Annotated in this window: 21 protein-coding genes, 1 tRNA gene and 1 other annotated feature; of the genes, 8 read left to right on the top strand and 14 right to left on the bottom strand. The window is 51.4% G+C overall.

The window, feature by feature from the left end; all coding sequences use genetic code 11:
• Positions 1–9 precede the first annotated feature (9 nt).
• The 8 genes from gatA to acpP all read right to left on the bottom strand — a co-directional run bounded on the left by gatA (position 10) and on the right by acpP (position 6,658).
• Positions 10–1,476: an Asp-tRNA(Asn)/Glu-tRNA(Gln) amidotransferase subunit GatA gene (gatA, locus tag NZ653_01040; protein MCS7285714.1), complete on the bottom strand. Its 1,467-nt coding sequence runs from the start codon at positions 1,474–1,476 to the stop codon at positions 10–12.
• An 11-nt stretch (positions 1,477–1,487) separates the two neighbouring features.
• Positions 1,488–1,775, bottom strand: coding sequence for an Asp-tRNA(Asn)/Glu-tRNA(Gln) amidotransferase subunit GatC (gatC, locus tag NZ653_01045; GenBank protein MCS7285715.1), 288 nt, complete (start codon positions 1,773–1,775; stop codon positions 1,488–1,490).
• 3 nt (positions 1,776–1,778) lie between these two features.
• A complete protein-coding gene (locus NZ653_01050) occupies positions 1,779–2,738 on the bottom strand; it encodes a SufD family Fe-S cluster assembly protein (GenBank protein MCS7285716.1) in 960 nt (319 codons plus the stop codon).
• A complete protein-coding gene (locus NZ653_01055; protein ID MCS7285717.1) occupies positions 2,722–3,471 on the bottom strand; it encodes an ABC transporter ATP-binding protein in 750 nt (249 codons plus the stop codon). The genes NZ653_01050 and NZ653_01055 overlap by 17 nt, the downstream gene beginning before the upstream one ends.
• Positions 3,472–3,675: 204 nt before the next feature.
• On the bottom strand, positions 3,676–4,440 hold the full coding sequence (locus NZ653_01060) for an ABC transporter ATP-binding protein (protein ID MCS7285718.1): 765 nt from the start codon (positions 4,438–4,440) through the stop codon (positions 3,676–3,678).
• Positions 4,409–5,197 carry an ABC transporter permease gene (locus NZ653_01065; GenBank protein ID MCS7285719.1) on the bottom strand — a complete coding sequence of 263 codons (789 nt, stop codon included), beginning with the start codon at positions 5,195–5,197 and terminating at the stop codon, positions 4,409–4,411. Before NZ653_01065 ends, NZ653_01060 begins: the two co-directional genes overlap by 32 nt.
• A 1-nt stretch (position 5,198) precedes the next feature.
• On the bottom strand, positions 5,199–6,158 hold the full coding sequence (locus tag NZ653_01070; protein ID MCS7285720.1) for an ABC transporter substrate-binding protein: 960 nt from the start codon (positions 6,156–6,158) through the stop codon (positions 5,199–5,201).
• Between the two features lie 251 nt (positions 6,159–6,409).
• Positions 6,410–6,658 (bottom strand): acyl carrier protein, encoded by a 249-nt coding sequence (acpP, locus tag NZ653_01075; protein ID MCS7285721.1) that lies wholly within the window; start codon positions 6,656–6,658, stop codon positions 6,410–6,412.
• A 138-nt stretch (positions 6,659–6,796) separates the two neighbouring features.
• Here acpP and NZ653_01080 point away from each other — a divergent pair, with 138 nt between their 5' ends.
• Positions 6,797–7,147: a hypothetical protein gene (locus NZ653_01080; protein MCS7285722.1), complete on the top strand. Its 351-nt coding sequence runs from the start codon at positions 6,797–6,799 to the stop codon at positions 7,145–7,147.
• Here the strand turns inward: NZ653_01080 and NZ653_01085 are convergent.
• From NZ653_01085 to NZ653_01110, 6 genes are all read right to left on the bottom strand, one after another.
• Positions 7,128–7,685 (bottom strand): UbiX family flavin prenyltransferase, encoded by a 558-nt coding sequence (locus NZ653_01085; GenBank protein MCS7285723.1) that lies wholly within the window; start codon positions 7,683–7,685, stop codon positions 7,128–7,130. The two genes, NZ653_01080 and NZ653_01085, sit on opposite strands and share 20 nt — an antisense overlap.
• 21 nt (positions 7,686–7,706) lie before the next feature.
• Positions 7,707–7,802 (bottom strand) — tRNA-Sec (locus tag NZ653_01090).
• 318 nt (positions 7,803–8,120) lie between these two features.
• Positions 8,121–9,629, bottom strand: coding sequence for an aminotransferase class V-fold PLP-dependent enzyme (locus NZ653_01095; GenBank protein ID MCS7285724.1), 1,509 nt, complete (start codon positions 9,627–9,629; stop codon positions 8,121–8,123).
• A 16-nt stretch (positions 9,630–9,645) separates the two neighbouring features.
• Positions 9,646–11,220 carry an FGGY-family carbohydrate kinase gene (locus NZ653_01100; protein MCS7285725.1) on the bottom strand — a complete coding sequence of 525 codons (1,575 nt, stop codon included), beginning with the start codon at positions 11,218–11,220 and terminating at the stop codon, positions 9,646–9,648.
• A 131-nt stretch (positions 11,221–11,351) separates the two neighbouring features.
• Complete coding sequence (locus NZ653_01105) at positions 11,352–11,792, bottom strand: hypothetical protein (GenBank protein MCS7285726.1); 441 nt, start codon at positions 11,790–11,792, stop codon at positions 11,352–11,354.
• Between the two features lie 11 nt (positions 11,793–11,803).
• Positions 11,804–13,375 carry a hypothetical protein gene (locus tag NZ653_01110; protein MCS7285727.1) on the bottom strand — a complete coding sequence of 524 codons (1,572 nt, stop codon included), beginning with the start codon at positions 13,373–13,375 and terminating at the stop codon, positions 11,804–11,806.
• Positions 13,376–13,931: 556 nt separating this feature from the next.
• Positions 13,932–14,161, top strand: a binding site (T-box leader).
• A 42-nt stretch (positions 14,162–14,203) separates the two neighbouring features.
• Here NZ653_01110 and NZ653_01115 point away from each other — a divergent pair.
• The 7 genes from NZ653_01115 (at position 14,204) to buk (ending at position 25,890) form a co-directional block, all read left to right on the top strand.
• Positions 14,204–16,909 carry a valine--tRNA ligase gene (locus NZ653_01115; GenBank protein MCS7285728.1) on the top strand — a complete coding sequence of 902 codons (2,706 nt, stop codon included), beginning with the start codon at positions 14,204–14,206 and terminating at the stop codon, positions 16,907–16,909.
• 13 nt (positions 16,910–16,922) lie between these two features.
• The gene (gene add, locus NZ653_01120) at positions 16,923–17,885 is read left to right on the top strand and encodes an adenosine deaminase (GenBank protein ID MCS7285729.1); all 963 of its coding nucleotides are present in this window, start codon (positions 16,923–16,925) and stop codon (positions 17,883–17,885) included.
• Positions 17,886–17,950: 65 nt separating this feature from the next.
• Entirely contained in the window at positions 17,951–18,352 is a 402-nt protein-coding gene (gene gcvH, locus NZ653_01125) for a glycine cleavage system protein GcvH (GenBank protein MCS7285730.1), read from the top strand.
• Positions 18,352–19,695 (top strand): aminomethyl-transferring glycine dehydrogenase subunit GcvPA, encoded by a 1,344-nt coding sequence (gene gcvPA, locus NZ653_01130; GenBank protein MCS7285731.1) that lies wholly within the window; start codon positions 18,352–18,354, stop codon positions 19,693–19,695. The genes gcvH and gcvPA overlap by 1 nt, the downstream gene beginning before the upstream one ends.
• Positions 19,696–20,017: 322 nt before the next feature.
• Positions 20,018–20,884, top strand: coding sequence for an S-methyl-5'-thioadenosine phosphorylase (gene mtnP / locus NZ653_01135; GenBank protein ID MCS7285732.1), 867 nt, complete (start codon positions 20,018–20,020; stop codon positions 20,882–20,884).
• Positions 20,881–24,804, top strand: coding sequence for a transporter substrate-binding domain-containing protein (locus tag NZ653_01140; protein MCS7285733.1), 3,924 nt, complete (start codon positions 20,881–20,883; stop codon positions 24,802–24,804). The genes mtnP and NZ653_01140 overlap by 4 nt, the downstream gene beginning before the upstream one ends.
• 3 nt (positions 24,805–24,807) lie before the next feature.
• The gene (gene buk / locus NZ653_01145) at positions 24,808–25,890 is read left to right on the top strand and encodes a butyrate kinase (GenBank protein ID MCS7285734.1); all 1,083 of its coding nucleotides are present in this window, start codon (positions 24,808–24,810) and stop codon (positions 25,888–25,890) included.
• Positions 25,891–25,892: the final 2 nt, after the last annotated feature.

A 25,892-nucleotide genomic window follows, 5' to 3' on the forward strand; every position in this document is an offset into this window, starting at 1 on the left:
GCAACCTCCTCACAGAGGTGGCCTCCTCAAATGCCAGGAATTAGCCTGCTCATAAGCGTAAGCAACTTTCAGGATTATCTCCTCGCCGAAGGCGGGCCCCATTATCTGGAAGCCGACGGGCAAACCCCCGGAGAAGCCGCAGGGAATGGATATAGCGCATATCCCCGCCAGGTTAACAGGGATAGTGAAAACGTCGGAAAGATACATTTTGAGGGGATCCTCCACCTTTTCCCCGAGCTTGAAAGCCACCGTAGGGGAGGTTGGAGCTACGATCACATCAACTTTCTCAAAGGCTTCGTCAAAATCCTTTTTGATAAGGGTGCGGACTTTCTGGGCCTTGAGGTAATAAGCATCGTAGTATCCGGCCGAAAGGGCATAGGTTCCCAGCATTATACGCCTTTTGACTTCCGGCCCGAAGCCGTTGCCCCTGGTTAAGCGATATTCATCCCAAAGATCAGAAGCGGGCAAATGAAGCCCGTATTTAACCCCATCGTAACGGGCCAGGTTGGCCGACGCTTCCGCCGGAGCAATGAGGTAGTAAGCGGGAAGGGCATATTCAGTATGAGGCAAACTTATTTCCACCACTTCTGCCCCGAGCTCTTCCAGGCATTCTATGGCTTCGCGTATAGCTCTTTCAACTCCCTCCTCCATCCCTTCAATGAAATATTCCTTCGGCACCCCCACTCTGACCCCCTTTATTTCGGGGATGAGGGCTTTAAAGTAATCAGGGACGGGAATATCAACAGAAGTTGAATCCTTCGGATCGTGGCCAGCTATGATGGAAAGCATCAGGGCTGCATCCGTAACGTCCTTAACTATAGGGCCGATCTGGTCCAGAGAGGAAGCATAGGCTATAAGGCCGAAACGGCTGACCCGTCCATAGGATGGCTTAAGGCCTGTCACTCCACAGAAAGCAGCGGGCTGGCGAACACTCCCTCCAGTATCGGTGCCCAAGGAGCCAAAGCATTCCCCTGCCGCTACTGCAGCAGCGCTCCCTCCACTTGACCCCCCAGGAACCCTCTCCAGATCCCATGGATTGCGGGTGGGGAAAAAGCCTGAGTTTTCCGTTGAAGAGCCCATTGCAAACTCGTCCAAGTTTGTCTTACCCACTATGACTGCTCCCGCCTCCTTCAGCCTGACTACAACTGTGGCATCGTAAGGGGGAACGAAATTTTCCAGGATGCGTGAGCCACAGGTGGTACGAATCCCTTCAGTGCATATTATGTCCTTTATGGAAATGGGAACCCCAAGGAGAGGGCTGAAATCTTCCCCAGCCCGACGGTAACGCTGGATTTTCTCATCGGCGAGGCGAGCCTGCTCCAGAGCCTGTTCCGGAGTTAAAGTTATGTAAGCTTTGACGAGGTTTTCCACCCCCTCAATCCGCCGGAGGACTGCCTCCGTGAGCTCAAAGGAAGTTACCTGTCCTTCTTTAAGGAGTTTGTGCGCCTGATGGATGGTCAAATGATGGAGGTCCATCGCTGGGCCCTTTATTCCAAGACTGCCCTGACTTTTACATAGCCCTCAGCCTTTTGAGGGGCATTAGCCAGGATTTTATCCCTTTCAAAAGAATGGCCTGGAATATCCTCGCGCATCACATTGCGTAGAGGGAGAACCGTAGCCGTGGGCGGTATAGCTGAAGTATCCACTTCCTGAAGCCTGGCAAAGTATTCCAGGATAGCCGAAAGCTGCCGCTGCATTCTTTCTTTTTCTTCTTCAGTTAGATAAAGTTTTGCTAATTCGGCTATGTGCTCCACTTCTTCCTTGGTTATGGCCATACATTATCCCCCCAGCATACCCTTTATGATGATATCAACTGCCTCTTCTTCCGAAAGGCCGCGGGCCATCAGAGTCTCAAGCCCCTTTTTATCTACAGTTCCTATAGCTGCCTCATGGGTTACGTGAGCGGTAGGATCTCTCACCAAAACAATCGGAATAGCGTTGGCGATGGCTTCATCTCGCACGATCTCTATGCAATCCAGGTGCCCACGGGTGAAGGGGGCATTGCCCTCGGTGATGCCGTGAACTTCGCTTCTGGCCTTTCCCCTTACCGCTATGCGGGCTTTCGTTAACCCCCTGGCTCTTTCCCCGTTAAGGCGTATGGTCTCTTTTATAATGATTGAATCTTCCCCATAACCGTAAGCTTTAGCCACCAGCTCTGCCACACCCTTTGGTCCCACATCCACTACATAGTTTAGCTCCAACTTGCCCACCCGCCCGGAGGTCAGGACAAATTCTGAAAAATAGCGGCCTTCTTCTTCCACGATAACCTTTGCTTGCGGCAGGACTACTGTCCCACCATGTTCGCCGTGGTAATGGCTCTCGCGATAATGCATCAATGCACCCTTGCTCACGCGGACTTCAGCATCCATAACGTGTCTGACATTCACAGCATTGGGAAAAGTGCAATGGGTGACGAAAGCTACCCACGCTCCTTCTCCTATTTCAAACTGGGAGTAAATCTCTTGCTCACCCTCCTTAGGCAAGAGTCCGAAACAAAGGTGCACCGGATATTCCAGACGAACCCCCGGCTCCACTTTTACCCTGGCCCTTACGCCCGAAGGAAGCTCTTCAGACTCCAGGCGGATTCCAGGGATTTCGTTGACCAGAAGGACTTTATTGCCACTTACCACAAGGCTGGCAATGCGAGGGGACCTGAAGACCTCCGGTTTACCCCCCGCCTTCTCATAAGCTTTCACTATGGCCTCAAAATCTGTAGATATCCTATAAGTAACGCTCATAGTCCCTGGAAGTCTCCACAGGTTCTACCAGTTCACAGGGCAGGCAGCGGCGAGCGTAGTGCTCCCGCACAACCTTTGGATCGCCAGTGCGGATTATTTCCCCACCGCATATAAGGGAAGCAACATCGGCTACGGGAACCATTTCATCCCTGTGAGTTATGAGGATGACCGTGATGCCCTCGCGAGCCATCCGGCGTATCAGGCGAGCAATGTCATCAAGGGAAAGAACGTCAATGCCCGAGTCAGGCTCGTCCAGAATAACCAGTTTCGGGTGCATGGCGTATACAGCGGCCAGCTCAACGCGCTTACGCTCCCCTCCCGAAAGGCTTTCATCCACAAATCGGTCCATGTATTCGGCGGGAGGAAGAGCTACCGCTTTCAGTGCCTCTTCAATGCGTGGGAGGGATGGTTCTCTCATCCCCAGCGCTATGTAATCTTTAACCTTTAAACCCTCAAAACGAGCTGGCTCCTGCCAGGCCAGGGTTATGCCGAGTCTCGCCCTCTCGGTGATGGAAAAGCCCGTAATGTCCTGCCCCTTAAAGAGAATTCTCCCCCGCGAGGGGTTGTATCCTCCGGAGCCGATAAGGGTGTAAGCTAAGGTCGATTTGCCAGAACCATTGCGACCCAAAAGGCAATGGATTGTGCCTTCTTCCACCACCAGATTAACCCCCCGCAGTATTTCCTTTCCTTCCCTTTCCAGCCACAACTCTTCAACTCTCAGGATTTCCCCCATAGTCCACACCTCTCTTTTAACTATAACCTATAACGGGTGCATAGTCAAATAAACTATGAGGCCGTTTGTATCAAAACTTCCCAGCTAAACCTACGGGCTCACTCATGAGCTCATCGTTGGACATGGCAACGCCATGCCTCTGGAATTTCCCAGAGAACCGAGCTTTCGTGGGCCGGGGTTTGGCCTGGATGTGTTCGCCGCCGGTTAAATTGCGACGGAAACGCTGGAATCTTCCAGAATTTCCAGCAGACCTTTCTCCCACCGGACAAGCTCTTCAAGGTAGCGCTCCCGAGGTCGCGGAATATCTATCGTAAAAGTGGCCTTAACTGTGCCAGGCCTCGGGGTTAAGACTACGATGCGGTCGGCAAGGGTGAGAGCCTCACGGATGCTGTGGGTCACGAAAAGGACGGTTTTGCCGTACTCCATCCATATGCGCTCTAACTCTCTCTGGAGCTGTCTCCTCGTTATCGCATCAACGGAAGCGAAAGGCTCATCCATCAACAGCAGCTCGGGGTCCACGGCGAGAGCACGTGCAAGAGCCACCCGCTGCTGCATTCCCCCTGAAAGTTCGTGAGGGTAAAAATTTTCAAATCCCGCAAGCCCAACCTTCTGGATGAGGCCACAGGAGATGCGCTTCCGCTCCTCCGGAGGAATGCCCGCCATCCTTAATCCGAATTCCACGTTCCCTTTAACCGTTAACCAGGGGAACAGCGTATACTCCTGGAAAATGATGACACGCTCTTTGCTCCACCCTTCAACTCTGCGTCCTTTGAAAAGCACTTCACCTTCAGAGGGTCTCTCCAAGCCTGCCACTATCTGCAGCAGGGTGGTTTTCCCGCATCCTGAAGGGCCGATTATGGCTATGAATTCCCCTTTTTCTACCTCAAAACTTACCCCTCTGAGAGCCTGAATCTCTCCATTGCTCGTTTTAAAGGCCTTACAGACCCCGTGCAGTTTCAAAAAACTCATAGGCTTCAAGCCCTTTTCTCCATTTCAATATCCTGCGTTCCAGAAGCCTCAGGAGGACGTCAAGGCCCAGTCCCAGAGTGCCCACAATCATCATTCCAAGCAGGATATCCTCAGTCCGAAAAAGATTGCGAGCCTCAATCATCATAAAGCCTATGCCGCCCCTCACGGCTACCATTTCGGCTGCGATTACGCACATCCAGGCCAGGCCCAAACCGATACGCATTTGCGCCAGGATAGCCGGTGCCAGGTAAGGCAGGACAATGTGAAAAATGGCTTGAGAAGGTGTGGCTCCCAGGGTAAGGCCGGCTTTAATCAGGCGTTTATCCACAGCTTTAGTTGCGGACAGAGTTCCAACGAGCATGGCGAAAACCGTGCCGATAAAGATTATGAAAACGGCGGGAGCATTGCCGATGCCAAACCAGAGGATAGCCAGGGGTATCCAGGCAGGCGGGGCCAGAGGCCTCAGAAGGTGAATGAGCATGTCAAAATACTCTTCTAAAGAAGGCATGAGACCGAGTAAAATGCCAGCAGGAATAGCGACAGTAAAGGCAATGGAGAACCCAAGCAGCACCCTCCAAACGCTTTCCCACACATAAGCAAAGATAAAGCCTTTGACGAACAACTCCTTACCCCTCAACAGGACCTGGCTAACCGGTGGGAGCAATATGGGGTCTATGATTTTAAATCTGGGCAAAATCTCCCAGAGGGCCAGGAGCACAACCGGGGCGAGCAGACGCCTGCAAATCTTGGCTGACATGCTACCTTCCTTTCAACGCCTTCTGGAGAAACTCCAGCGTTAGGAGTTTATCTTCCGGTGGAACTGTTTCAATAAATCCGTAGCGATGCATAAGCTCGGCCATGAGCTTTATCTCGTCGGGCTCAAACTCGCAACTAATAAGCATCTTATCGGGGGAAAGAGACTCTTCAACCAGATCCGGGTCAAAAGCTTTCAGATACTCTACTATCGTCTCCGCTGTTTCCCGAGGGTGCTCGTTGGCATAACGGACGGCTCTTACGTGCGCTCTGAGGATCTTTTCCAGAACCCCGGGATACCTTTCGGCGAAGTCATTGCGGGCGATAACCACACAGCATGGGTGGTTTTCCCAGTAAGCAGTATAGTAGAACAGAATTTTCCCCCAGCCATCGCGCACTGCCTGTGTCATAAACGGTTCGGTATTTGAAGAAGCATCAACCTGCCCCGTTTTGAGGGCGCTTATCATATCCCCCAGCTTACTGAAATACACCAGGGTTACGTCTTTGTGCGGATCAAGCCCCGCTTCCTCCAGTGCCATGAGCAGGAGAACATCAAGTATAGAAGCCCTTATAGTAGCGATCTTTTTCCCTTTAAGGTCTTGGATGGATTCTATTCCACTATCTGCCCTGACGAGAAGCCCATCGCTACCTCGCCCGGTCATTGCTACGATGCGCACAGGGACTCCCTCCGCTATGGCAGCTATAGCTACTGTCACGGGCACCGCGCCCATCTGAAATTCCCCACGCTTAAGAGCTTCGATGATTTCAGTATTGGAAGGCACCAGCTTAACCTCAACATCAACGCCTTCGTCCCTGTAGAAGCCCAGCTTATCGGCAAGGTAAAATGGGGAGTGATCGTTAGCGGTGCGAACACCAATAACCACTTTTGAAAGGGGTTTGGGGGAGCACGAACTGGGAAAGAAAACCATCAAAGCAACCAGCAGGGCGGGCACGATTCTCCGCATCTCCAACCTCCTTCGGGGAGTTTAACTTATATTATCCGTTAACCTGAAAGCTTGTCAAATGTTTACCCAGCTGGCTAACCCCGAAAATTGAAGAGCGGGAAAGGGGGAACAAGGGGTGTAACATCCTTTCCTCCCCCATCTCACCCGCCCGCTGGCTTCAAAACGATGGCGAAATTTTCTCTCACGAGCGGGGAGAGAAGAGGGCCTTGGGGAATGTCCTTTGTGAACTGCTATACCGCTCCTTTTGCGGCTCAGGCTGCGGCAAAACGCTCGTAGATATAGTTCACGGCATCGCCAACGGTGATAATCTTCTGGGCCTCCTCATCAGAAATAGTGCCACCGAAAGCTTCCTCAAAAGCCATCACGAGCTCTACCAAATCCAGAGAATCCGCTTCTAAATCTTCTCTGAACCGAGCCTCCAGCGTCACTTTCTCTTCGGGGACCCCCAAAACTTCCACGATTATTTTCTTTACCTTCTGGAAAATCTCCTCCTTGGTCATTTTTCCTCCCTCTTGTGGATGGTGGGATTCGTTCAAAGAAAATTAACCCTTAATTCGGAAAAAGGTTGCATTTCGGTGAAACCACCTGAGGGCTTTAAGGGTTTAAATTTAGAGAAACCTGAGAAGTGAGGAGTGGAGATGGAAGAGCTTCTGGACCGTTATACTGCGAGGATTCTGGCTGGCGACGAGAAAGGAGCAGATGAAATGCTGCGCCTTTTGCCCGCTGAGTTTGAAGAACTCAAAGAAATTATGGGTCTTGTGAAAGAGCTGAATTTGATTTACAGGCCCCTTAGGCCTTCCCTCAGTTTTCAAAATAAACTCTTCAGCCTCATCAGGGCTAAGTTTAAGCCTTCGCCTTTAAAGGTCTTCGCCCAATGGGCTTGCGAGCACAAAAGGGCTCTGGCTATTGGCACCGCTCTTGCCGGCTCGGCCTGTTCTCTGGTAGGACTAATTGTCTATTACGTCAAAGTTAAGAAGGCGGCGGCTTAACTTCTGCCCATCTGGTGTAAAGCTTGTGCTCAATCCCTAAAACATCCAACACTTTTCCCACAATAAAATTGGTTATATCATCCACTGAGCGAGGCTTATGGTAATAGGCCACCATGGCGGGGAGAATTATACCCCCAGCTTGTTTTACCTTTCGCATGTTATCAATATCCATGAGTGAAAGGGGCGTTTCCCTTGGGACCAGGATAAGAGGCTTTCCCAATCTGAGAGCGTTCTCGGCTGCTCTTGTAATGAGATTGCTGGCATAGCCGTGAGCTATAGCTGCGAGGGTTTTCATGGAGCAGGGTATTACCACCATCGCATCTATGAGGAAAGAAGAGCTGGCCAGGGGGGAGGAAAAATCATCCTCTTCGTAGGAATACGAGCAAGGGAGATAGACATTTTCCCCTAATTCCAGTCTTATAACCTCTCTGGCGATTTTGGAAACTATAAGGTGGACCTCATGGTCTGAGAGATTTTCGAGCAATCTCAGAGCCAGTGGAGCTCCTGAAGCCCCGGTTACACCTACCACGATCCGCAAGGTTTCCTCCCAATTAAAAGGCGGGGATGGATGGGAGTCGAACCCACCGTGGCCGCCTTTATGGCACCCACCTACGGTTTTGAAGACCGCGGGGCCCACCGGGGCCCAACCACCCCCGCTTGATTGAAATTATACCCCACCTCTCCAATTGAAGCAAGTGCAAAATCCATTAGAGCCTGCTACTGTGTTATTGTAAGCGAAGCAATCTCCTGCCTGCACAGCGACCGGAGCCAGAACCCTTATCCCGAAAATCTGGGAGTATCTTCCCAAAACTTCCAAAAGGAAGCGATCAGCCACCCTTTGCAACCCGCCCACGAGTGGGACCCAAAACCGTGGCAAACCCTATGCCCACGAGGGCGGGGAAAAATCTTGGGGTGGAGGGGGGCGGAGCCCCTATCCCGGGGGTCTGGGGGTGTCCCCCAAAAATCTTAAACGTTAAACAGAGTAAAGAAGATCGAGGTAACGCTTCAGAAGCTCTCTTACCATCCCCCGGAAAGGCAGAGAAGCTGCCATACCGTATATAGGGGCGATTTGCCCTTTTTCTAAAGGCTTAGCCTTCACCTCTTCAACAGCCTCTTTCAAGTCTTCGAGAAACCGCTCAGCCACGCCAGGCAGAGTGTGGCGAAGGGTGATGGCTATATGTACAGCTGGGGGGTTCTGCAACCCGTTTAAGTTCCACCCTTTCTTCGCCATCTTCTCCATGACACGATAGATATCAAATCCATCCGAAGCAAAAGCTATTATCCACAAAGGGTCGCCCAGCACCTTTAGCCCCGGGATAGATTCAATACCCTCGCGAATCTTATGGGCTGTTTCCAGAATGCGCCTTGTAGCCTCTATGTAGCCTTTTTCCCCCATTTTGAGCATTACTGCCCAGCAAACAGCTATCAATGCTCCAGGGCGACTGCCAGCGATAGAAGGTGAAGCGTAAAGCCCACCGGGCCAGTCCGCAGCTACAAAGTACTGGTAGCGTCGCAGTTCCAGATTGCGATACAGAACCACGGAAGTGCCTTTGGCAGCATAACCATACTTATGAGTATCAGCAGAAATGGAAGTGACGCCGGGAAGGCGAAAATCAAAGGGTGTCACTTTGTAGCCTAACTTCTCAGCCCAGGGAAGGATAAATCCTCCGAGGCAAGCGTCGGTATGGAAACCTATCCCATGTTCAAGGGCAATGCGTGAGAGCTCCGGTATAGGGTCTATTACTCCATGGGGATAAGAAGGGGCGGAACCAACAATTACCACTGTGTTGCGGTTTACAGCCTTGCGAGCGGCTTCAACATCAGCCTGGAAGTTTTTATCTACAGGTATACGCACAATTTTGTAGCCAAAGTAATGGGCAGCTTTCTCAAAAGCGGGGTGAGCGGTCACCGGCAGGACCATTTCAGGCCTGGTGATACCTTTCTTATCGCGCGCCCAATCCCGATATGTTTTCATAGCCATGAGTATACTTTCCGTCCCGCCGGAAGTTACTGTTCCGCACACGCGAGCGGAAGGGTCCATCCTCTCAGCTTCCTCAGCTCCCAGCATTCTGGCCGTCATGGCCACAATTTCTGCCTCATACTTTATCGTGCTGGGCCAGAGATCAGCATGAAGGGGGTTGCTTTGAGAGTTGAGGGCATAGACCCGGCCTATGAAGTCTATGTGCTCTTCGGAGCCGTGGTAAACAGCCCCTGAAACATAGCCTTCTTTCCAGCGCCACTCCTCTCGGGCATTTAGCCTTTCCATAAGGCTGAAAATCTCCTCCGGACTCAGCCCCTCTTCAGGCAGGCGGGTGAAAGCCGGTACATCTCTGTAAGGTTTCAGGGAATCCTCCAGGCTCGCTAAAAGATGTTCGTATTCTCTTTCCACCCGCTTTCTCAGAGCCGGAATTCGTTCCGAAGCCTTTTCTAAAAGGCGAGCCAAGCTTCTGGGAAGTAATCCGAGAAATTTCAAGGGCTCCATAGTTTCCTCCTATTTCTCAAATTGGATTTAGGCGGTGGTAAAGGGGGCGGTTCCTGCGGTAAAATTCAATAAAAGTTTCAAAAATTTCGGAATAAATCCGCTGATTATCAGGATCAGGCTCAAAAGTTTTCACAACGGTTACATCTCTGGTACAGCTGGTCAGGTCAGACAGGCCAAGGGAGAGGCTTGCCAGGATTCCAAGGCCTCTCAGTCCGGCGGCTGCAGGATCTTTCACCTGGCGGATGGGGCGTCCGAGGACGTCGGAAAAAATCTGGCACCATATGGCTGAAGAAGCCCCTCCTCCTATGATGTTAATTTCCCCCAATCTCCTTCCAATAAATCCTTCCACACAGGAAAGGAGCCACCGCAGGTTAAAGGCAACTCCTTCCATCACTGCTCTCACCATTTCGGCCCGTGTAGTGTTAAGGGAGAGGTTGAAGAAGCATCCCCGGAGGGAAGGGTCTTCCACTGGTGTGCGTTCCCCATAGAGCCATGGGGCAAAAATAACTCCGCCGCTTCCCGGCGGGGCAGAACTTGCAAGGTCCTCAAGTTTCTTGTAGGGATTTTCCGGCCAGGAGGCATCCTGCCCAAAGAAAAGGTTGAGAAGGAAAGTCAAGCATGAGCCAGCGCATTCCTGTTCGTTAGCGATGAAGTATCTTCCGGGTAGAGCTGAAGGCAGGGAACCCATGTTGTGTAACAGGTCCGTTTTCTTAAAGGGTACATGACAGGAAAGCCATGAAGAAGTTCCGACGTAAATGTGGGGCTCGTAGTCCCGCAGGGCTCCTGAACCCAGTATGGAAGCATGATAGTCGGGGGTGGAGATGACCACCGGGATTCCCGGAGGGAGCCCCAGTTCTTCAGCGGGGCCAGGCAGAAGAGGCCCGAGGACATGGGTAGTTGGGTAAAGGTCAGGAAGCTTTTCTTCCTCAATGCCCGCCAAACGCATAAGTCGCTTGTCATACCGGACTTTCCAGATATTGCGGTTATCGGTTAGCCAGTGAAGGGCTATAGTGGCATAATCGGAAGCTATCTTTCCGGTTAATCTAAGGTTGAAGTAGTCCTTGAGCTCAAGGAACTTGTAAGCCGCTCTGTAGATTTCCGGCCGCTCGTTCTTCAGGAAAAGGATATGTCCGATGGGGTCCTTTCCTGCGTGAGTTGGAATGCCGCCAGTGAGTCTCACCCATATGAAGATTTTATCAAGGCCGTATCCCTGGAGGTTAACAAGGCCCCGGGTTATTTCTCTCACATATGGAGCCCCTCTGGTATCCATCCACATTATTGTATTCCCGATAGGTTTACCGTCTCTGTCCACAGGAACAGTGGTGGACCATGGAGAAGTTATAGCTATGGCGGCGATGCGCTCTGGGGGGAAGGGATATTCTTCCCACAAGCGGCGGATGGTGCTTGAAATCACGGCCCAGCATTCTTCAGGGTTCTGCTCAGCACCACCTTTCGGCAGGAAATAAAGTGGAGCCGACTTTTCGCTTTTAACCCAAGCTAGGACTTCACCGTAGGGGGTTACGAAACCGGCCTTGCAAGAGGTTGTTCCACTATCAACGGCAAGGATCAGATATCTGTCCTCCACCATCATGGTTTCCCTCCTGGCCCCTTTGCCAGCTCTGAACTAAAATTTACCTCCTGCTTTGGAGGCCTCGTCGTGGCGGTTTCAGGAAAACCTGCTATCTTCTGCGAAGTTCTATTCCTCTCGCCCTTCTCTAAGGGCTATTTAGATTTGGAAAATTTAAGAGGCCTTATGCCGTTGTAGACTTTCCCTGCGGTTAGGATGCGGAGAATACGGTAAGGGTCTCTGGTCCCTATTTTGTCCCCGTATTTTTCAGCCAACTCCGCTGCTGAAAGGGGTTCGTTGCGGTTGGTTAAAAATATCCGGAAAACAGCTGTAGTGATGGGTAATTCAGGGCTTATATAATCAGGTTTCTGGCTACAGCACGCTACAAGGGTTTCCCAGAGGCCGTTCAATTGCCTTACTTCCGCTGTCTCAGGATCTATCCAATCAATAAAGACGACTTTGTCAAAATCCCTAAAACGTTCCTTGCATTCCGGACACAACTCCTCGTAAAGGAAGTAGTTGAAATCTTTGCCTTCTTTTTCCCACCAGTCCAGGTCTATATGAAGCTTAGTGTCAACGCTCACCAACCCTTTCATTTTCCCAACCTCTAAATTTTGCTTTCGTCGAAGGACCAATAGCCGCTGCCTTTGTATATAAAGCACGGATGGGTGTTCAGCTCAGCCAGGAGGGGAGCAGGTGGACACCGCTTTATGAAGTTAACCGCCGTGTAGAGAGTTAGGAAGTGGACCGTGCCCTGGGGGCTGAGTTTCAAAAGTTCGGGGAATATTTGCACCAGGACTTCGTAGAGACTTCTGGCGCTTGCATCCAATTTCCGCTTAATAGCGTCTATTTTCTCCCTGTCCCCATCCACGATCATCATGAGCTCATCAAAATCGCAGGTAAGCTGTCTGAGCTGGATTTCAAAGGTGAGGCGTTCATTCTGCACCCGCGCCACTTTTACCCAGTCCTTTTTAATACGTCGTGGGGTATATCTCACGATTACCTCTGTAGGCCCCCTGCCTTTAGTGAGGGTTATGTAAGTTCCAGCCATAGCTCCTATCTTTTCGTACCAATCCTTCAATCCTGCCACGTATTTCCGGGCATGCAGGGCCCAGCCGTAGAACTTCTCCCCTTTTACCCCATCTATAAAGTTTATAAGGGTTACGTCGGATTCGCCTTCGGGGAAGAAGGGGGCTGTCCTGGGGGTTATGGGCAGAGTGCCTGCCCTTAAATGGTGATAGGGCAAGGCTATGGTGACATTATCTCCCGTTTTTACGGACGGCAGGAAAGAGTCCCATTCGGTAGCTTCATCCTCTATTTTCAGGATAATTTCCACCAGTTCACGGGCAAGAGCTTCTTTTTTATAGGGCAGAGGCAAATAAACGAGTCTTTCGGATTCCTGGGCCACTTCGGGGGGCTCAAAACGCCGCAGGAACCACATGGGCTGGCCTTTAGGCCCTACCTGAGAAAAGCGCTTATCTTGAGCCATGGCTATATTGAGAGAGAAAATCTGGAGGTTTGTGGGGTATGAGCTGGGAAGTTCCAGGTGCTTGAGGATCTCTGTGGGGCTCAGAGGCCGCTGAGCTACTTCTATAGCCGCTTCGGCTATGTTGAGGTGGCCTTCATGGATTTCAGGCATAAGAGCTCTCAGGAACCACAAATTGCCAAAGGATACGAATTCTTCTTCCGAAGAAAGCTTCCTGGTGATGGCAGAACCTATGACGTGGCCATAGCGTTCAACAAAGGCATTAATATCAATCCCATAGCGAGCAAGCCAATCCTCCAGGGTTTCCTGGTCAAGCTTGTGGGGCTTTTTTAGAGAGGAGGCGAATTCTTTGACCTCACCACCATCGGAAAATTTGACCTTTATAACTTCAAATTCTCCGTAATCGGGATTATAGCCAGGCCTTACCCCCAAAACAGTAGCCCTGGCGAAACCGAAGGAGGGGAAGAAAATTTCTTGCCCTGTCTTATAGGAATTGCTCGGTCTGTAAATTAAACCCTCTTCCTCCAGCTTCGCCAGCTTCTCTTTCTGCTTTTCCCTTGCTCTTTCAACCAAAGCCAGAACAAGCTCTTCTAAGGGTAAGGGTTTGCCTTTTTCCAGGATAAGCTCGTATAATAGCTCAATATCTTCGTGCTTTAGCTCAAAATCTTCCCATCCGGATTGCTCCAGCAACATTAAGCCCTCCACAGCCTTTCCGCCTTTTTTCCGACAGAAACCGCTTAATTATACTAATTTTCCAGCCTTAAGGCAACTTCCCGTGGTCCATCACGCAAAACGTTACCGCACTTTACCTAAGGGCAGGATGGACGTGGAAGATTATCAATACCTGCGCTGGATGAAAAACGAGACCACAAGGCCAACTGTCGGGGGTGCAGCCCGTAAACGCGGCGTGGCCCTGCCTGGGGCCCTGACAACCGAGTCATTGTCGCCACAGTCGCTCAGGCTCTGCGGATGGCAGGTCACCCTGGTCCAGCGAAGAGTTAGCCCAGATAATTCCTCTTCCCCGCTCTTCCAGATATGTTAACCTCTGGCGGCGAGACATGCCGATGTTTCGCTACCCGGACAATGGCTTTGCCTTTTCCGACGCCCACCTGATTCTCTCCACCATGGGTGGCTTGCGTGCAACCTGTTGGGATGCGAACGCCTGGACGCCTGAATTGTATCTATGAGGGGGTTCCATTGCATTTCAATTTTTCTGGTTTGCTCCCTTGTATGAAAATGGTATAATATAATAAAAGCGACGAACGGGAGGAGTAGGCGGGGGGAGGCGCCAGAGAGGGAGGGTCGGCGGCTGTAAACCCTCCTCGCTCAAAGCCCGCCGAAGGTCGCCCGGGAGCTGGGGGGATGAAAGGTAAGTAGTCCTTCACGGGGAAGGGCCCGTTACAGCCCAGAAGTGCCACCTCACCTGAGGGTGGAAGCAAGGTGGTACCGCGGAAGGCTCATGCCCCTTCCGTCCTTGCGGCGGAAGGGGTTTTTTAATAATCGGCTCAAGGAGGGTGAAAGATGCATAGATTGCCTAAAACCTATGACCACAAAAAGGTGGAAGAACGAATATACAAAATGTGGGAGGAAGGTGGATTCTTCACCCCCAAAATTGACCCCGCCAAAAAGCCCTTCGTTATTTCTATGCCACCTCCTAACGTGACTGGGGAACTTCACCTGGGCCACGCTATAACCGCCTCCATTGAAGACCTCATGATCCGATACCACCGGATGAAAGGCGACCCCACCCTGTGGGTTCCGGGAGAGGATCATGCAGGAATAGCTACTCAGAATGTGGTAGAAAGGGAATTAGCCAAAGAGGGCCTAACCCGCCACGACCTCGGAAGAGAGAAATTTGAGGAAAGGGTCTGGGAGTGGGTCCGGAAATATCGCTCCATAATCGCCAACCAGCACCGACGCCTGGGAGCCTCCTGCGATTGGACCAGGGAACGCTTCACTCTGGACGAAGGACTGAACCGAGCTGTAAGAGAAGCTTTTGTCAGGCTTTATGAAAAAGGACTTATTTACCGGGGGGAGTATATAATAAACTGGTGCCCCCGCTGCGCCACAACCCTGGCCGATCTGGAGGTGGACCACGAGGAAGAAGAGGGGACCCTCTGGTATGTCAAATACCCCCTTGTAAACGAGCAATGGAAAGGCCCTCAGGGAGAATGGGGGACTGGGAACTGGAGCAAGGGTGCCACTGAATTCATCATTGTGGCTACCACCAGGCCCGAAACCATCCTGGGCGATACAGCTGTAGCCGTTCACCCTGATGATGAACGCTATAAACACCTGGTAGGGCGCACCGCCATCCTGCCGGCCCTCGGACGTCCGATACCCATAATAGCCGATGAAGCTGTAGATAGAGATTTTGGTACCGGAGCAGTCAAAGTTACCCCTGCCCACGACCCCACCGATTACGAAATAGGTCGCCGCCGGGGGTTGCCTGCTGTAAACGTCATGAACGCAGATGCCACTATGAACCAGGAAGCAGGCCCTTACCAGGGGCTGGACCGTTTCGAGTGTCGCCGTCGTATACTTCAGGATCTGGAAAAAGAAGGCCTCATCTCCAAAACAGAACCGCACCTCCACGCTCCAGGCAGATGTTACCGTTGCCAGACCCTCATAGAACCCCGGATATCAATCCAGTGGTTTGTTCGCTCCAAACCCCTCGCCGAAAAAGCTATAGCCGTAGTCAAAGAAGGCCAGATCCGCATCATCCCTGAAAGGTTTGAGAAAGTTTACTTCGACTGGATGGAAAACATCAAAGACTGGTGCATAAGCCGACAGCTCTGGTGGGGACACCGCATCCCCGTCTGGTACTGCGATGATTGTGGAGCAGAAATGGCCCTCCGGGAGGATCCTCAGAATTGTCCCAGATGCGGAAGCACTAAAATACGTCAGGATGAGGATGTCCTCGATACCTGGTTCAGCTCAGCCCTGTGGCCTTTTTCCACCCTGGGCTGGCCCGATGACACCGAAGACATGCGTTATTTCTACCCCACCACTGTAATGGAAACAGGCTACGACATCCTCTTCTTCTGGGTCGCCAGGATGATCATGATGGGCCTGGAATGCACGGGCAAAATCCCCTTCAGTATCGTTTACCTCCACGGCCTTGTGCGGGATGAGAAGGGCCGTAAGATGAGCAAATCCCTCGGGAACGTCATAGACCCCGTGGATATCATGGACCGTTACGGGACCGATGCCCTTCGCTTCACCTTACTCACTGGCTCCTCTCCCGGGAGTGACATGAAGCTTTCCCTTCAGAAAGTTGAAGGAAGCCGCAATTTTGCCAATAAACTGTGGAATGCAGCCCGCCTCGTCCTCTCTAACCTCCCCAAAAGCTGGAGACCTCAGGGGATCCCGGAAAGAGAAAAGCTCCCCCTGCCCGAACGCTGGATCCTTTCAAGGCTTCAGAACCTTATAAAAGAAGTCACTGACCTTATGGAAGCTTTCCAGTTCGGGGAAGGGGGCCGCAGACTCTACGAGTTCATATGGGGTGAATACTGCGACTGGTACCTGGAATTGATAAAGCCCAGGCTCTATGGGCTCGACCCCCAGGCCACGGATCTGGTAAGGGAAGTAGCGGTTCACGTCCTGGATAGAGTGTTGCGCCTTCTCCATCCCTACATGCCTTTCATTACCGAAGAGCTATGGAGCTACCTTCCCAATACCCATACTCCTCTCATAGTTGCCCCCTGGCCTGAATTCAATCCAAACTTTCTGGATGAAGGAGCAGAGAAGGACCTGGAACTGTTCATAGAAACAGTGCGAACCATACGAAATGCCCGGACTGAATATCGAGTTGAGCCTGGCAAGCGCATCCACGCCATAATTGCGGCAGGGGAAAAAACCTCAATTTTTAATTCCCTCAGAAAAGAGCTTGCCTTCCTGGCGCACTTGGATGAGGAAAAACTCACCATAGAAGAGGAAGTTCACTCCAGGCCACCCGGCGCAGTTGCCCTCACAGCCGGAACCATTGAAATTTACCTTCCCCTGGCTGAGATTATAGATCTGGAAGCGGAAAGGAAGCGGCTTCTCAGGGAAAAGTCTGAGGCAGAAGAGGAAGTTGCCCGGGCCGAAGCACTCTTAGCCAACAGAGAATTTCTGGAAAAAGCCCCCCAGGAAGTTGTGGAAAAACACAGAATAAGGTTAGAGGAGGCAAAAGCCAGGGCCGAAAAAATCGCAAAGCTCCTGGAAGCTATAACCCCACAACAGTAAAAGGAGAGGAGCCATGAACGAAGAATACCCTCTGGCTGAACTACACCGCCATCTGGATGGAAACATACGTCTGGAGACAATACTGGACCTGGGCCGTAAACATCGTCTCCCTCTTCCAGCGTGGGACGTAGAAGGGCTTCGTCCTTACGTTCAGGTCTCAACGCCTCAGCCCGGTCTCTTAGCTTTTTTCACCAAGTTTGAGTGGATGAAAAAGGTGCTGGTGGACTACGATGCCTGTCGCCGTGTGGCTTATGAAAACGTGGAAGATGCCTTCAGGGAAGGGATCAAATACATTGAACTGCGTTTCTCCCCTCTTTTTATGGCCGAAGAACACCATCTGGACCCCGTGGGCGTGGTAAGGGCTGTGTGCGAAGGAGTTGACCAGGGTATGAGGGATTTCCCGATTGAGGTGCGGCTCATAGGAATTCTATCCAGAACTTATGGGCCCGAACTTTGCTGGAAAGAACTTGAAGCTATCCTCAAAGGCCGCGATGAAAAACTCATAGGGGTGGACCTTGCGGGAGATGAAATCCACTTCCCGGGTAGCCTTTTCGTAGAGCACTTCCGAAAAGTGCGAGAAGCTGGCCTTCACATTACCATTCACGCTGGAGAAGTCACAGGCCCTGAAAGCATCCGTCAGGCAGTTCTGGAACTGGGAGCCGAAAGGATTGGACACGCCACCTCCGCCGTAAAAGACCCATCCGTTATGGACCTGCTGGCAGAAAAAGGCATAGGCATTGAGGTATGCCCCACCAGCAACCTCCAAACAGGTGTGGTGAAATCCTACCGTGAACACCCATTACCCGTATTCCTGGAACGAGGCCTCTTAGCTACCCTCAACACCGATGACCCAGGAATAAGCAACATCACCTTGGAACATGAATACAAGGTAGCAAGAGAAGAGATAGGCCTGAGCGAAGAGCAAATCAGAAAGCTAAAGGAAAACGCCTGGAAGGTGGCCTTTAAACCCCGCTAATTTGGCGGAGAAGCCCTTAAATGGTAAAATTGATGTGAAGTTAAACCCTTCTCGGGAGGTAAGCGATGAAGCTTGATCCCAGAGCCCGCTATACCAAAACCCATGAATGGGTCAGATTGGATGGCCCTGAAGCCACCTGCGGGATAACCGATTACGCTCAAACCCAGCTTTCCGATGTAGTCTATGTGGAGCTCCCAGACGTAGGAGATGTCTTCTCCCAGGGCGATGCCTTTGGGGTTATCGAATCTGTAAAAGCTGCCGCCGATTGTTATATGCCCATGAGCGGACAGATTACCGCTGTAAACGAAGCTCTCTCCACTGCCCCTGAGCTTGTCAACAAAGACCCCTACGGCGAAGGCTGGCTCATCCGTTTCCGCCCCACCAAGCCTTCCGAGTGGGATGCCCTCATGAGCCCTGAGGAATACGAGAAATTTGTAGCTGAAGAAGAAGCCAAGGGAGGTCGCTGATGAATAACCCTTATATCCCTTCTACCGATAAAGATCGGGAAGAAATGCTCCGGGCTATAGGCGTGGAAAACATTGAAGAACTCTTCTCCGACATCCCCCCTCAGGTCCGATACGTGAAATTCAACCTTCCTGAACCGCTTTCCGAGGTTGAAATCCTGCGGGAAATCCGTCAGATGGCCGAAATGAATGCTGACCTGGATCATTACACCTGCTTTTTGGGGGCTGGAGCTTACAACCACTTTATACCCAGCGTTGTCAAGCATATCCTGAGCAGGGGTGAATTCTACACCGCTTATACCCCCTACCAACCGGAAATAAGCCAGGGCACCCTTCAGAGCATATTTGAGTATCAGACCATGATTTGCCAGCTTACAGGCATGGAAGTGGCCAACGCCTCCCACTACGATGGTGCAACTTCTATGGCCGAAGCAGCCCTTATGGCCTACAACATACACCGCCGCAAGCGCCGCAAAATCATCGTTTCCCCAGCCGTCCACCCCGAATACCGTCAGGTTCTGCGCGCCTATATCCGGGGCATGGATATGGACGTAATAGGAGATGAAGATCTGGAAGCTGACATCCATGACCTTTTGAAATTTTTGGATCAGGATACCATCTGTTTCATCATCCAGAACCCCAACTTTTTCGGCGAACTGGAACCGGTGGAAGGCCTGGCGGAGAGAATCCATGAGGTTGGCGCCATCTTTGTGGTGGTGGTTGACCCAATATCCCTCGGGCTTTTCAAGCCCCCTGGCCAGTATGGAGCCGACATAGTTGTAGGAGAGGGGCAGCCCCTGGGGAATCCTGTGGCCTTTGGTGGGCCATATCTGGGGATATTTGCCACCAAAATGGAATACGTCCACAGGATGCCGGGGCGCCTTGTGGGAGAGACAGTGGATGTCGAGGGTAAGCGAGGCTTCGTGCTGACCCTTTCCGCCAGGGAGCAACACATACGGCGCGAGAAGGCTACCTCCAACATCTGTACCAATCAAGCCCTCTGTGCTTTAGCCGCTGGTGTTTACCTGGCTACCATGGGCAAAGAGGGGCTGAGGAAAGTGGCCGAACTCTGCTACCATAAAGCCCACTATGCCGCCAGGCGTATCGGAGAGATCCCTGGCTACCAAGTGATCAACAAAAAACCCTTCTTCAAAGAGTTCGTGGTGCGCTGTCCTATCCCTCCTGAAGAGATAAACCGTCAGCTCCTTCAGCACAAAATCATTGGCGGGTATGATTTAGGCCGCGACTATCCACATCTTAAAAATTGCATGCTCCTGTGCGTGACCGAAATGAACACCAGGGAGGAAATTGACCGATTGGTGGATCTGCTTAAAGCAATGGCTTAAACTCAACTGTGAGCGAGACAATCTCCTGTGGGCAGATAATCAAGGGCGAGAAAGTGTCAGAGGAGTTTGATGGTGCTCTATAGGAGCCTTAAAATCAGGAAACGATCAGCCAGCTTGCCCCCAAGTGGGACTTTTAACCGTAGCGAATCTCAGACCTACAATGGTGGGAAATAATCGGGGGTTGAAAGGAGCGAAAACCCTTTGTTCCTGGGGCTGAGAGATATATTTGCTTCGCTCTTCGCGGGCAAAGCGAAGCAATATCTTGATAGCAGGATTTAAAGCACAGGCAAGCTGTTGTTAACCTAATAATCGGAGGTGGCCTATGGAACACGTCAAAATAGGCATTATTGGAGGAAGCGGCCTTTACAAAATGGAAGGTTTTACTGACGTAGAAGAGGTGAAAGTTTCGACCCCCTTCGGTGACCCATCCGACGCCATAGTAATAGGGACTCTGGAGGGAAAAAGGGTCGCTTTCCTCCCAAGGCACGGCCGTGGCCATCGCATAATGCCCAGCGAAATTAATTACCGGGCCAACATCTGGGCTCTTAAATCCCTCGGCGTCGAAAGGATAATAGCCGTAAGCGCTTGTGGCTCCATGAAAGAGGAAATCGCCCCAAGGGACATCGTCATTCCAGATCAGCTCTTTGACCATACCAAAGGGAAAAGAGCTTATTCTTTCTTCGGAGATGGGATAGTAGTCCACGTATCCTTTGCTGAACCGTTCTGCCCGGAACTCTCAGAGCTCGTTTACCAAGCTGTGAAAAAGACTGGCGCAAGAGTCCACAGAGGAGGAACCTTTATCGTTATTGAGGGGCCTCGTTTTTCATCAAAAGGTGAATCCCGCATCTACCGTCAGTGGGGTGTGGATATAATCGGGATGACGGCCTCTCCAGAAGCCCAGCTGGCCCGAGAAGCCGAGATCTGCTACTCAGTAATGGCTCACGTTACCGACTACGACGTCTGGCATGAAACCGAAGAGCCTGTTACAGCTGAAATGGTGATAAGAAACTTGGAAGCCAACGTGAAAATAGCTCAAGAAGCTCTCCGTTACCTCATTTCCGCTATCCCCGAAGAGAGGACCTGCGCATGCTCGCGGGCCCTGGCTGATGCCATCGTCACCCAGAGAGATCTTATTCCCCAGGAGCTCAAAGAAAAACTTCGTTTGCTCATAGGCAAATACATTCAATGATTATCAAAATCCGGGACTTGTTATCCAGACCCAAAATTTTACTGGCCTTAGGGATTGTTCTGGCTCTTCTTGCGGGAGCGGGTGTATATTTCAACCTGCTTACATTGAAGAAGCCCGCTCTGTCCCCTTCTCAGAAGGAATGGCTTGCCCGCAAAGGCAAAATCGTAATCGCTGGGGATTATGCTTTTCCTCCGTTTGAATACGTGGAAGGGAACGAGTACAAAGGCTTCAACGTAGACCTGGTCTATTCCCTCGCTCTCAACCTGGGTGTAGAAGTTGAGATAAGGCCGATGCTCTGGGAAGAGGCGCGCAGAGCTCTGGAAGAAGGCCGGGTTGATGCCATCCAAGGGATGCGCTATACCCCCGAAAGAGCCACCATTTACAGCTTCTCCCGCCCATTCCTCCAGAGTTACTCCACTATCTTCATCCTGGCAGACCGCCAGGGTATCTCTTCCGTTAACGACCTTAAGGGCCTCAAAGTAGCAGTTCAGAAAGGCGATGTCTCATACGATTACCTGAGCACCTTGCCCGAAATCAACATCCTGGCAGTTGAAACCCAGGAGGAAGGGTTAGAACTTCTCCTGGAAGGAAAGGTAGATGCCTTCGTTGGAAACAAATGGGTCGGCCTTTTCATCCTTAAGAAAGCCGGAGCCGAGGAAAAGGTAAAAACAGTAGGGGCTCCCCTTTTCCCATCCCCTTACTGTATGGCTGTCAGGAAGGGCGAGGAAGAACTTCTCTCCATCCTTAACACTGGCCTTGAGATCCTGGAAAGCAACAGCACCCTGGCAGCTCTTTATCAGAAATGGTTTGGCACCTCTGCGGAGATTCACCCCAGAATAGCAGTTATGCCTTTGCTTATCCGCGTCTCTGGACTTGTAATTTTCCTCTTTTTAACAACCTTCTTCCTCTACATCTGGAACTTAACCCTTCGCCGGGAAGTGCGCAAAAGCGTGACGGTCGAAAAAACTCTGCGAGAACGCCTCAAAGCCCTCTACGAGCTGAGCCGTAAACTCCCCCTCCTCTCAGATGAACGGGAGATAGCCCAAGTAGTAATAACCATAGCCCGGGATGTGGTGGGAGTTTCCTCATCCAGTCTCTGGCTTCTGGATGAAAGCCGTGGGGTTCTGGTAGAACTGAAGGAAGGTGGGGGAAGGGAGCTGAGCCTCTATTCTGAAAACATCGTCTCGCGCGTGGCCCGCACCGGCGAAATTTCCCACCTTGCTGAGGCCCAGAGCGATCCTCAATGTGCTGAAATCTATCCACAAGCCGGAAGTTGCCTCTGCATTCCTATCCATGCTGCCGGGAAAATCCTTGGCGTTCTGGTGGGGACTAAAGAGGTAAAAAGGGGATTCTCTCCCGATGAGCAGGAACTCCTGGTAGCCCTTGCCGAACAAGCCTCGGTAGCTCTGGAGAATATAAAATTACGCCGCGGCCTTGATGCTCAGCTTCAGGACCTCGCCCAGGAAGTGCTCCACAGAACCTTGATTCAGGAAATAGCCTCTTTGGCCAGCTCTTCCTTTGACATCCGGAAAATATTGAACACAGCGGCAGCCAAAATCGTGGAAACTCTGGGAGTAAGCCACTGTGCCATCATACTTTTTGATCTGGACAAAATGGAAGGGACGGTGGAAGCCGAATTCCCGATTCAGGATTCCCTGGGCCTGAAATTTGACCTCAGAACCTATCCAGCTTTGTCTTACCTTATAGAAACCCGCAAACCTCTTGTCGTCCCCGATGTGGAAGCTGAACCTCTTCTGGAGCAGATCCGCACTCTTTTGGCTATGGCCGAAATCCGTTCGCTCCTGTTTATACCTCTAATCCATCAGGAAAACATTGTCGGCTCCATAGGGATTGAAGTTAAAGGGGAAAAGAGGGAGTTCTCCGCCACCGAAATACAACTTCTCCAGGCTGTAGCCTATCAGCTGACAATGGCCATCCAAAATGCCCGCCTCTACCATGAAATCCAAACTCGTTACCACCAGCTTGCCTCCCTTCAGGATTCCATAAGGGTGTTAAACTCTTACCTGGACCTTGATGGAATTCTCTCCCTGCTCAAGGGGTTAATCATCGGGCTTCTTGATGCGGACCGCAGTGCAATTTTGTTGTTTGACGAGGAGAAAAAACTCCGGTGCGTGGCCAGCGATGGCCTCTCCGCTGGTTACGTATCCTTGATTGAATCCCTCCAGATATGGCCCCCGGACCTTGAAGAAGCCCCGCCTCCTTTGATGGTAAGCGACATTTTGAAAGACCCATTCTTCATCAGCATTCGCGGAGCCACTATGGACGAAGGCATAAGTTCTGCTCTCTACCTTCCCCTTTTCCACCGGGGGAAACTGCTGGGAAGTATAGCCATCTTCTGCGATGAGCCTCGCTACTTCTCCCCAATGGAAATCTCCATCGCTCGCGCTATTGCTGATCAGGCCGCAGTAGCCATAAATAATGCAATCTTGTTCCGGGAGGTAAAGAAGGCTGGCGAAGAATGGGATGAAACCTTTAACGGAATCCGTGAAGGCATCGTTTTAGTGGATCCAGGCTTTCGCATCCTCAGGGCCAACGAAGCTTTCGGAAAATTGGCGGGGCTTCCTTGCAGAGAACTGATCGGTCGCACCGTTTACGAAGTTTTTCCATCCCTTCGCGATATCCACCCTCCTGTTACCCCTCAAAATATACCCAATGGCAGAGAAAAACTCTGGCACCTCAAGAACCGGACCTTCCGAATAATTCACCACCCAATAATAGGCGTGACGGGTTTAGTGGAGAAAATGGTGGTAATCTTTGAAGACATAACGGAAAAATTAGCCCTGCAGAATCGCCTCTTGCAGACCCACACTCTGGCTTCCCTGGGCAAGATGGCCTCGGCTCTGGCCCACGAACTCAACAACCCTCTGGCTGTAATCCTTGGATATGCCTCTCTTCTGCAAATGGAACCTATCCCTGAAAAAGTAAGGGAAGCATTGCAAGAGATGGAAGCTAATGCCCGAAGGGCATCCAACATCGTGAAAGCCATAGCCGATTTTGCCGAACAAAGGCCAGCTCCGCGGCTCAGAGTGAATGTAAACCAGATCGTGGAACAAACCTTAGCTTTCTATCATTCGGAACTGAAGAGCAACAACGTAGAGGTAACCAGAGAGTTAGCTTCTGACCTTCCGGAAACAGGGGGTGATCCATACCAGCTCCAGCAAGCTTTTGAGCAAATAATAATCAATGCCTACCAAGCCCTCAAACCCAAGGGCGGAGGAAAACTCATAGTCCGCACAAGAAAGCAGGAAAGCCCAGAGCCCATGATCGTCATTGAGTTCATAAACGATGGCCCCCCCATACCTGAAGATATACTTCCGCACATATTCAATCCCTTTGTGAGCGGGAAGGATGGGCATGAAGGGCTGGGACTGTCCATAACATACAGCATCATAGCCCGACACGGTGGCACCGTATGGGCTGAAAATCTTCCCGAAGGAGGGGTTCGCTTCGGGGTAGAGATTCCCATTGTGGTTCCGGAGCCAGATTGGGCTCTCAAGACCCTCAGGGAGCTGGAAAAAAGCCAGAGCCCAACTGTTCTCCTTATGGGTAAGGGGCTTCGTATTCTGGAAATGGAGAGGACCTTTTCTTCCTGGGGCTACCGCTGCTTGAAAGCTTACAGCCTTTCGGAAGCTCTGGAATTAATGGGGAAGGAAAAGCTTTCAGCCATCTTTTGTCTTTTGTCTCCGGAGTTTTCGGAAGATTGTTTTGAATTTTACAGAAAGGCAGTGGAGATAGAGCCGGCTTTCGCCAGAAAATTCATCTTCTTGGTTAAAGGTCCTGTGCCTGCGAATTTGTCTCGCCTTCTGAGGACAACGGCCGGGCTCCATCTTGTGGAGCCTGTGGACCCGGAAACCCTTCGCCAAACTTTGGGGAAAATAATCTTCACAACGGAGGGTTAAGCCATGTTCCTGATTTTAACCATAAATCCTGGCTCTACTTCAACCAAAATTGCTCTTTTTGAGGATGAAAATTGCATCTTGAGGGAAGAGATATACCACTCGCCCGAGGAGCTTCTCCAGTACAAAAGAATTGTAGAGCAATATCCCCTGCGCCGGGATGCAGTGCTGAAGTTTCTGGAAAAAAGCGGGGTTGCCCTTTCATCCCTCAGCGCAGTGGTGGGAAGGGGAGGGATAATGCGCCCTCTGGAGAGCGGCACTTACCTCATAAACCAAAAAATGCTGGAAGACCTCGGGGCGCCCAAGGAAAGGGAACATGCCTCAAACCTGGGAGCTTTTCTGGCTTACGAAATAGCGCAGAAAGCAGGAGTTCCCGCTTTTGTGGTGGATCCAGTGTGCGTTGATGAATTTGATGATATTGCCCGAATTTCAGGCCTTCCGGAAATAGAACGTAAGAGCCTATCCCATGCTCTGAACTTAAAAGCGGCAGGCCGCAAAGCTGGCAGGGATCTTGGAAAAAGCTACCAGGAACTCAACCTGGTCATAGTCCATATGGGCGGCGGGATATCAGTTTCAGCCCACCGCAAGGGCAGAATGGTGGATGTAAATCAGGCTCTGGATGGAACCGGCCCCTTTTCCCCGGAAAGGGCTGGCGGATTGCCCATCGGAGATCTCATAAGAATGTGCTATTCAGTCCCGCCTTACGATAAAACTCGCTACACTTACGAAGAGATGATTATCAAAGTAACTCGCAGAGGAGGACTTCTGGCCCACCTTGGCACCAACGATGCAAGGGAAGTGGAAAAGCGCATAGCTCAGGGAGATGAACGTGCCCGCCTTATCTACGAAGCCATGGCCTATCAGATTGCCAAGGAAATAGGAGCAATGGCTACGGTCCTCAAGGGAGAAATAGACGCTATCGTGCTAACCGGAGGCCTCGCTCGCTCTGAAATGCTGGTAGGCTGGATAAAAGAAAGAGTGGGATGGATCGCTCCCATCCTGGTTTATCCAGGGGAGGATGAAATGCTGGCCATGGCTCAGGGAGCTCTGAGGGTGCTGAGGGGCGAGGAAAAAGCGAAGGAATACTGAAC

Source organism: Anaerolineae bacterium (assembly GCA_025062375.1).
In the GTDB taxonomy this organism is placed as follows: domain Bacteria; phylum Chloroflexota; class Anaerolineae; order SpSt-600; family SpSt-600; genus SpSt-600.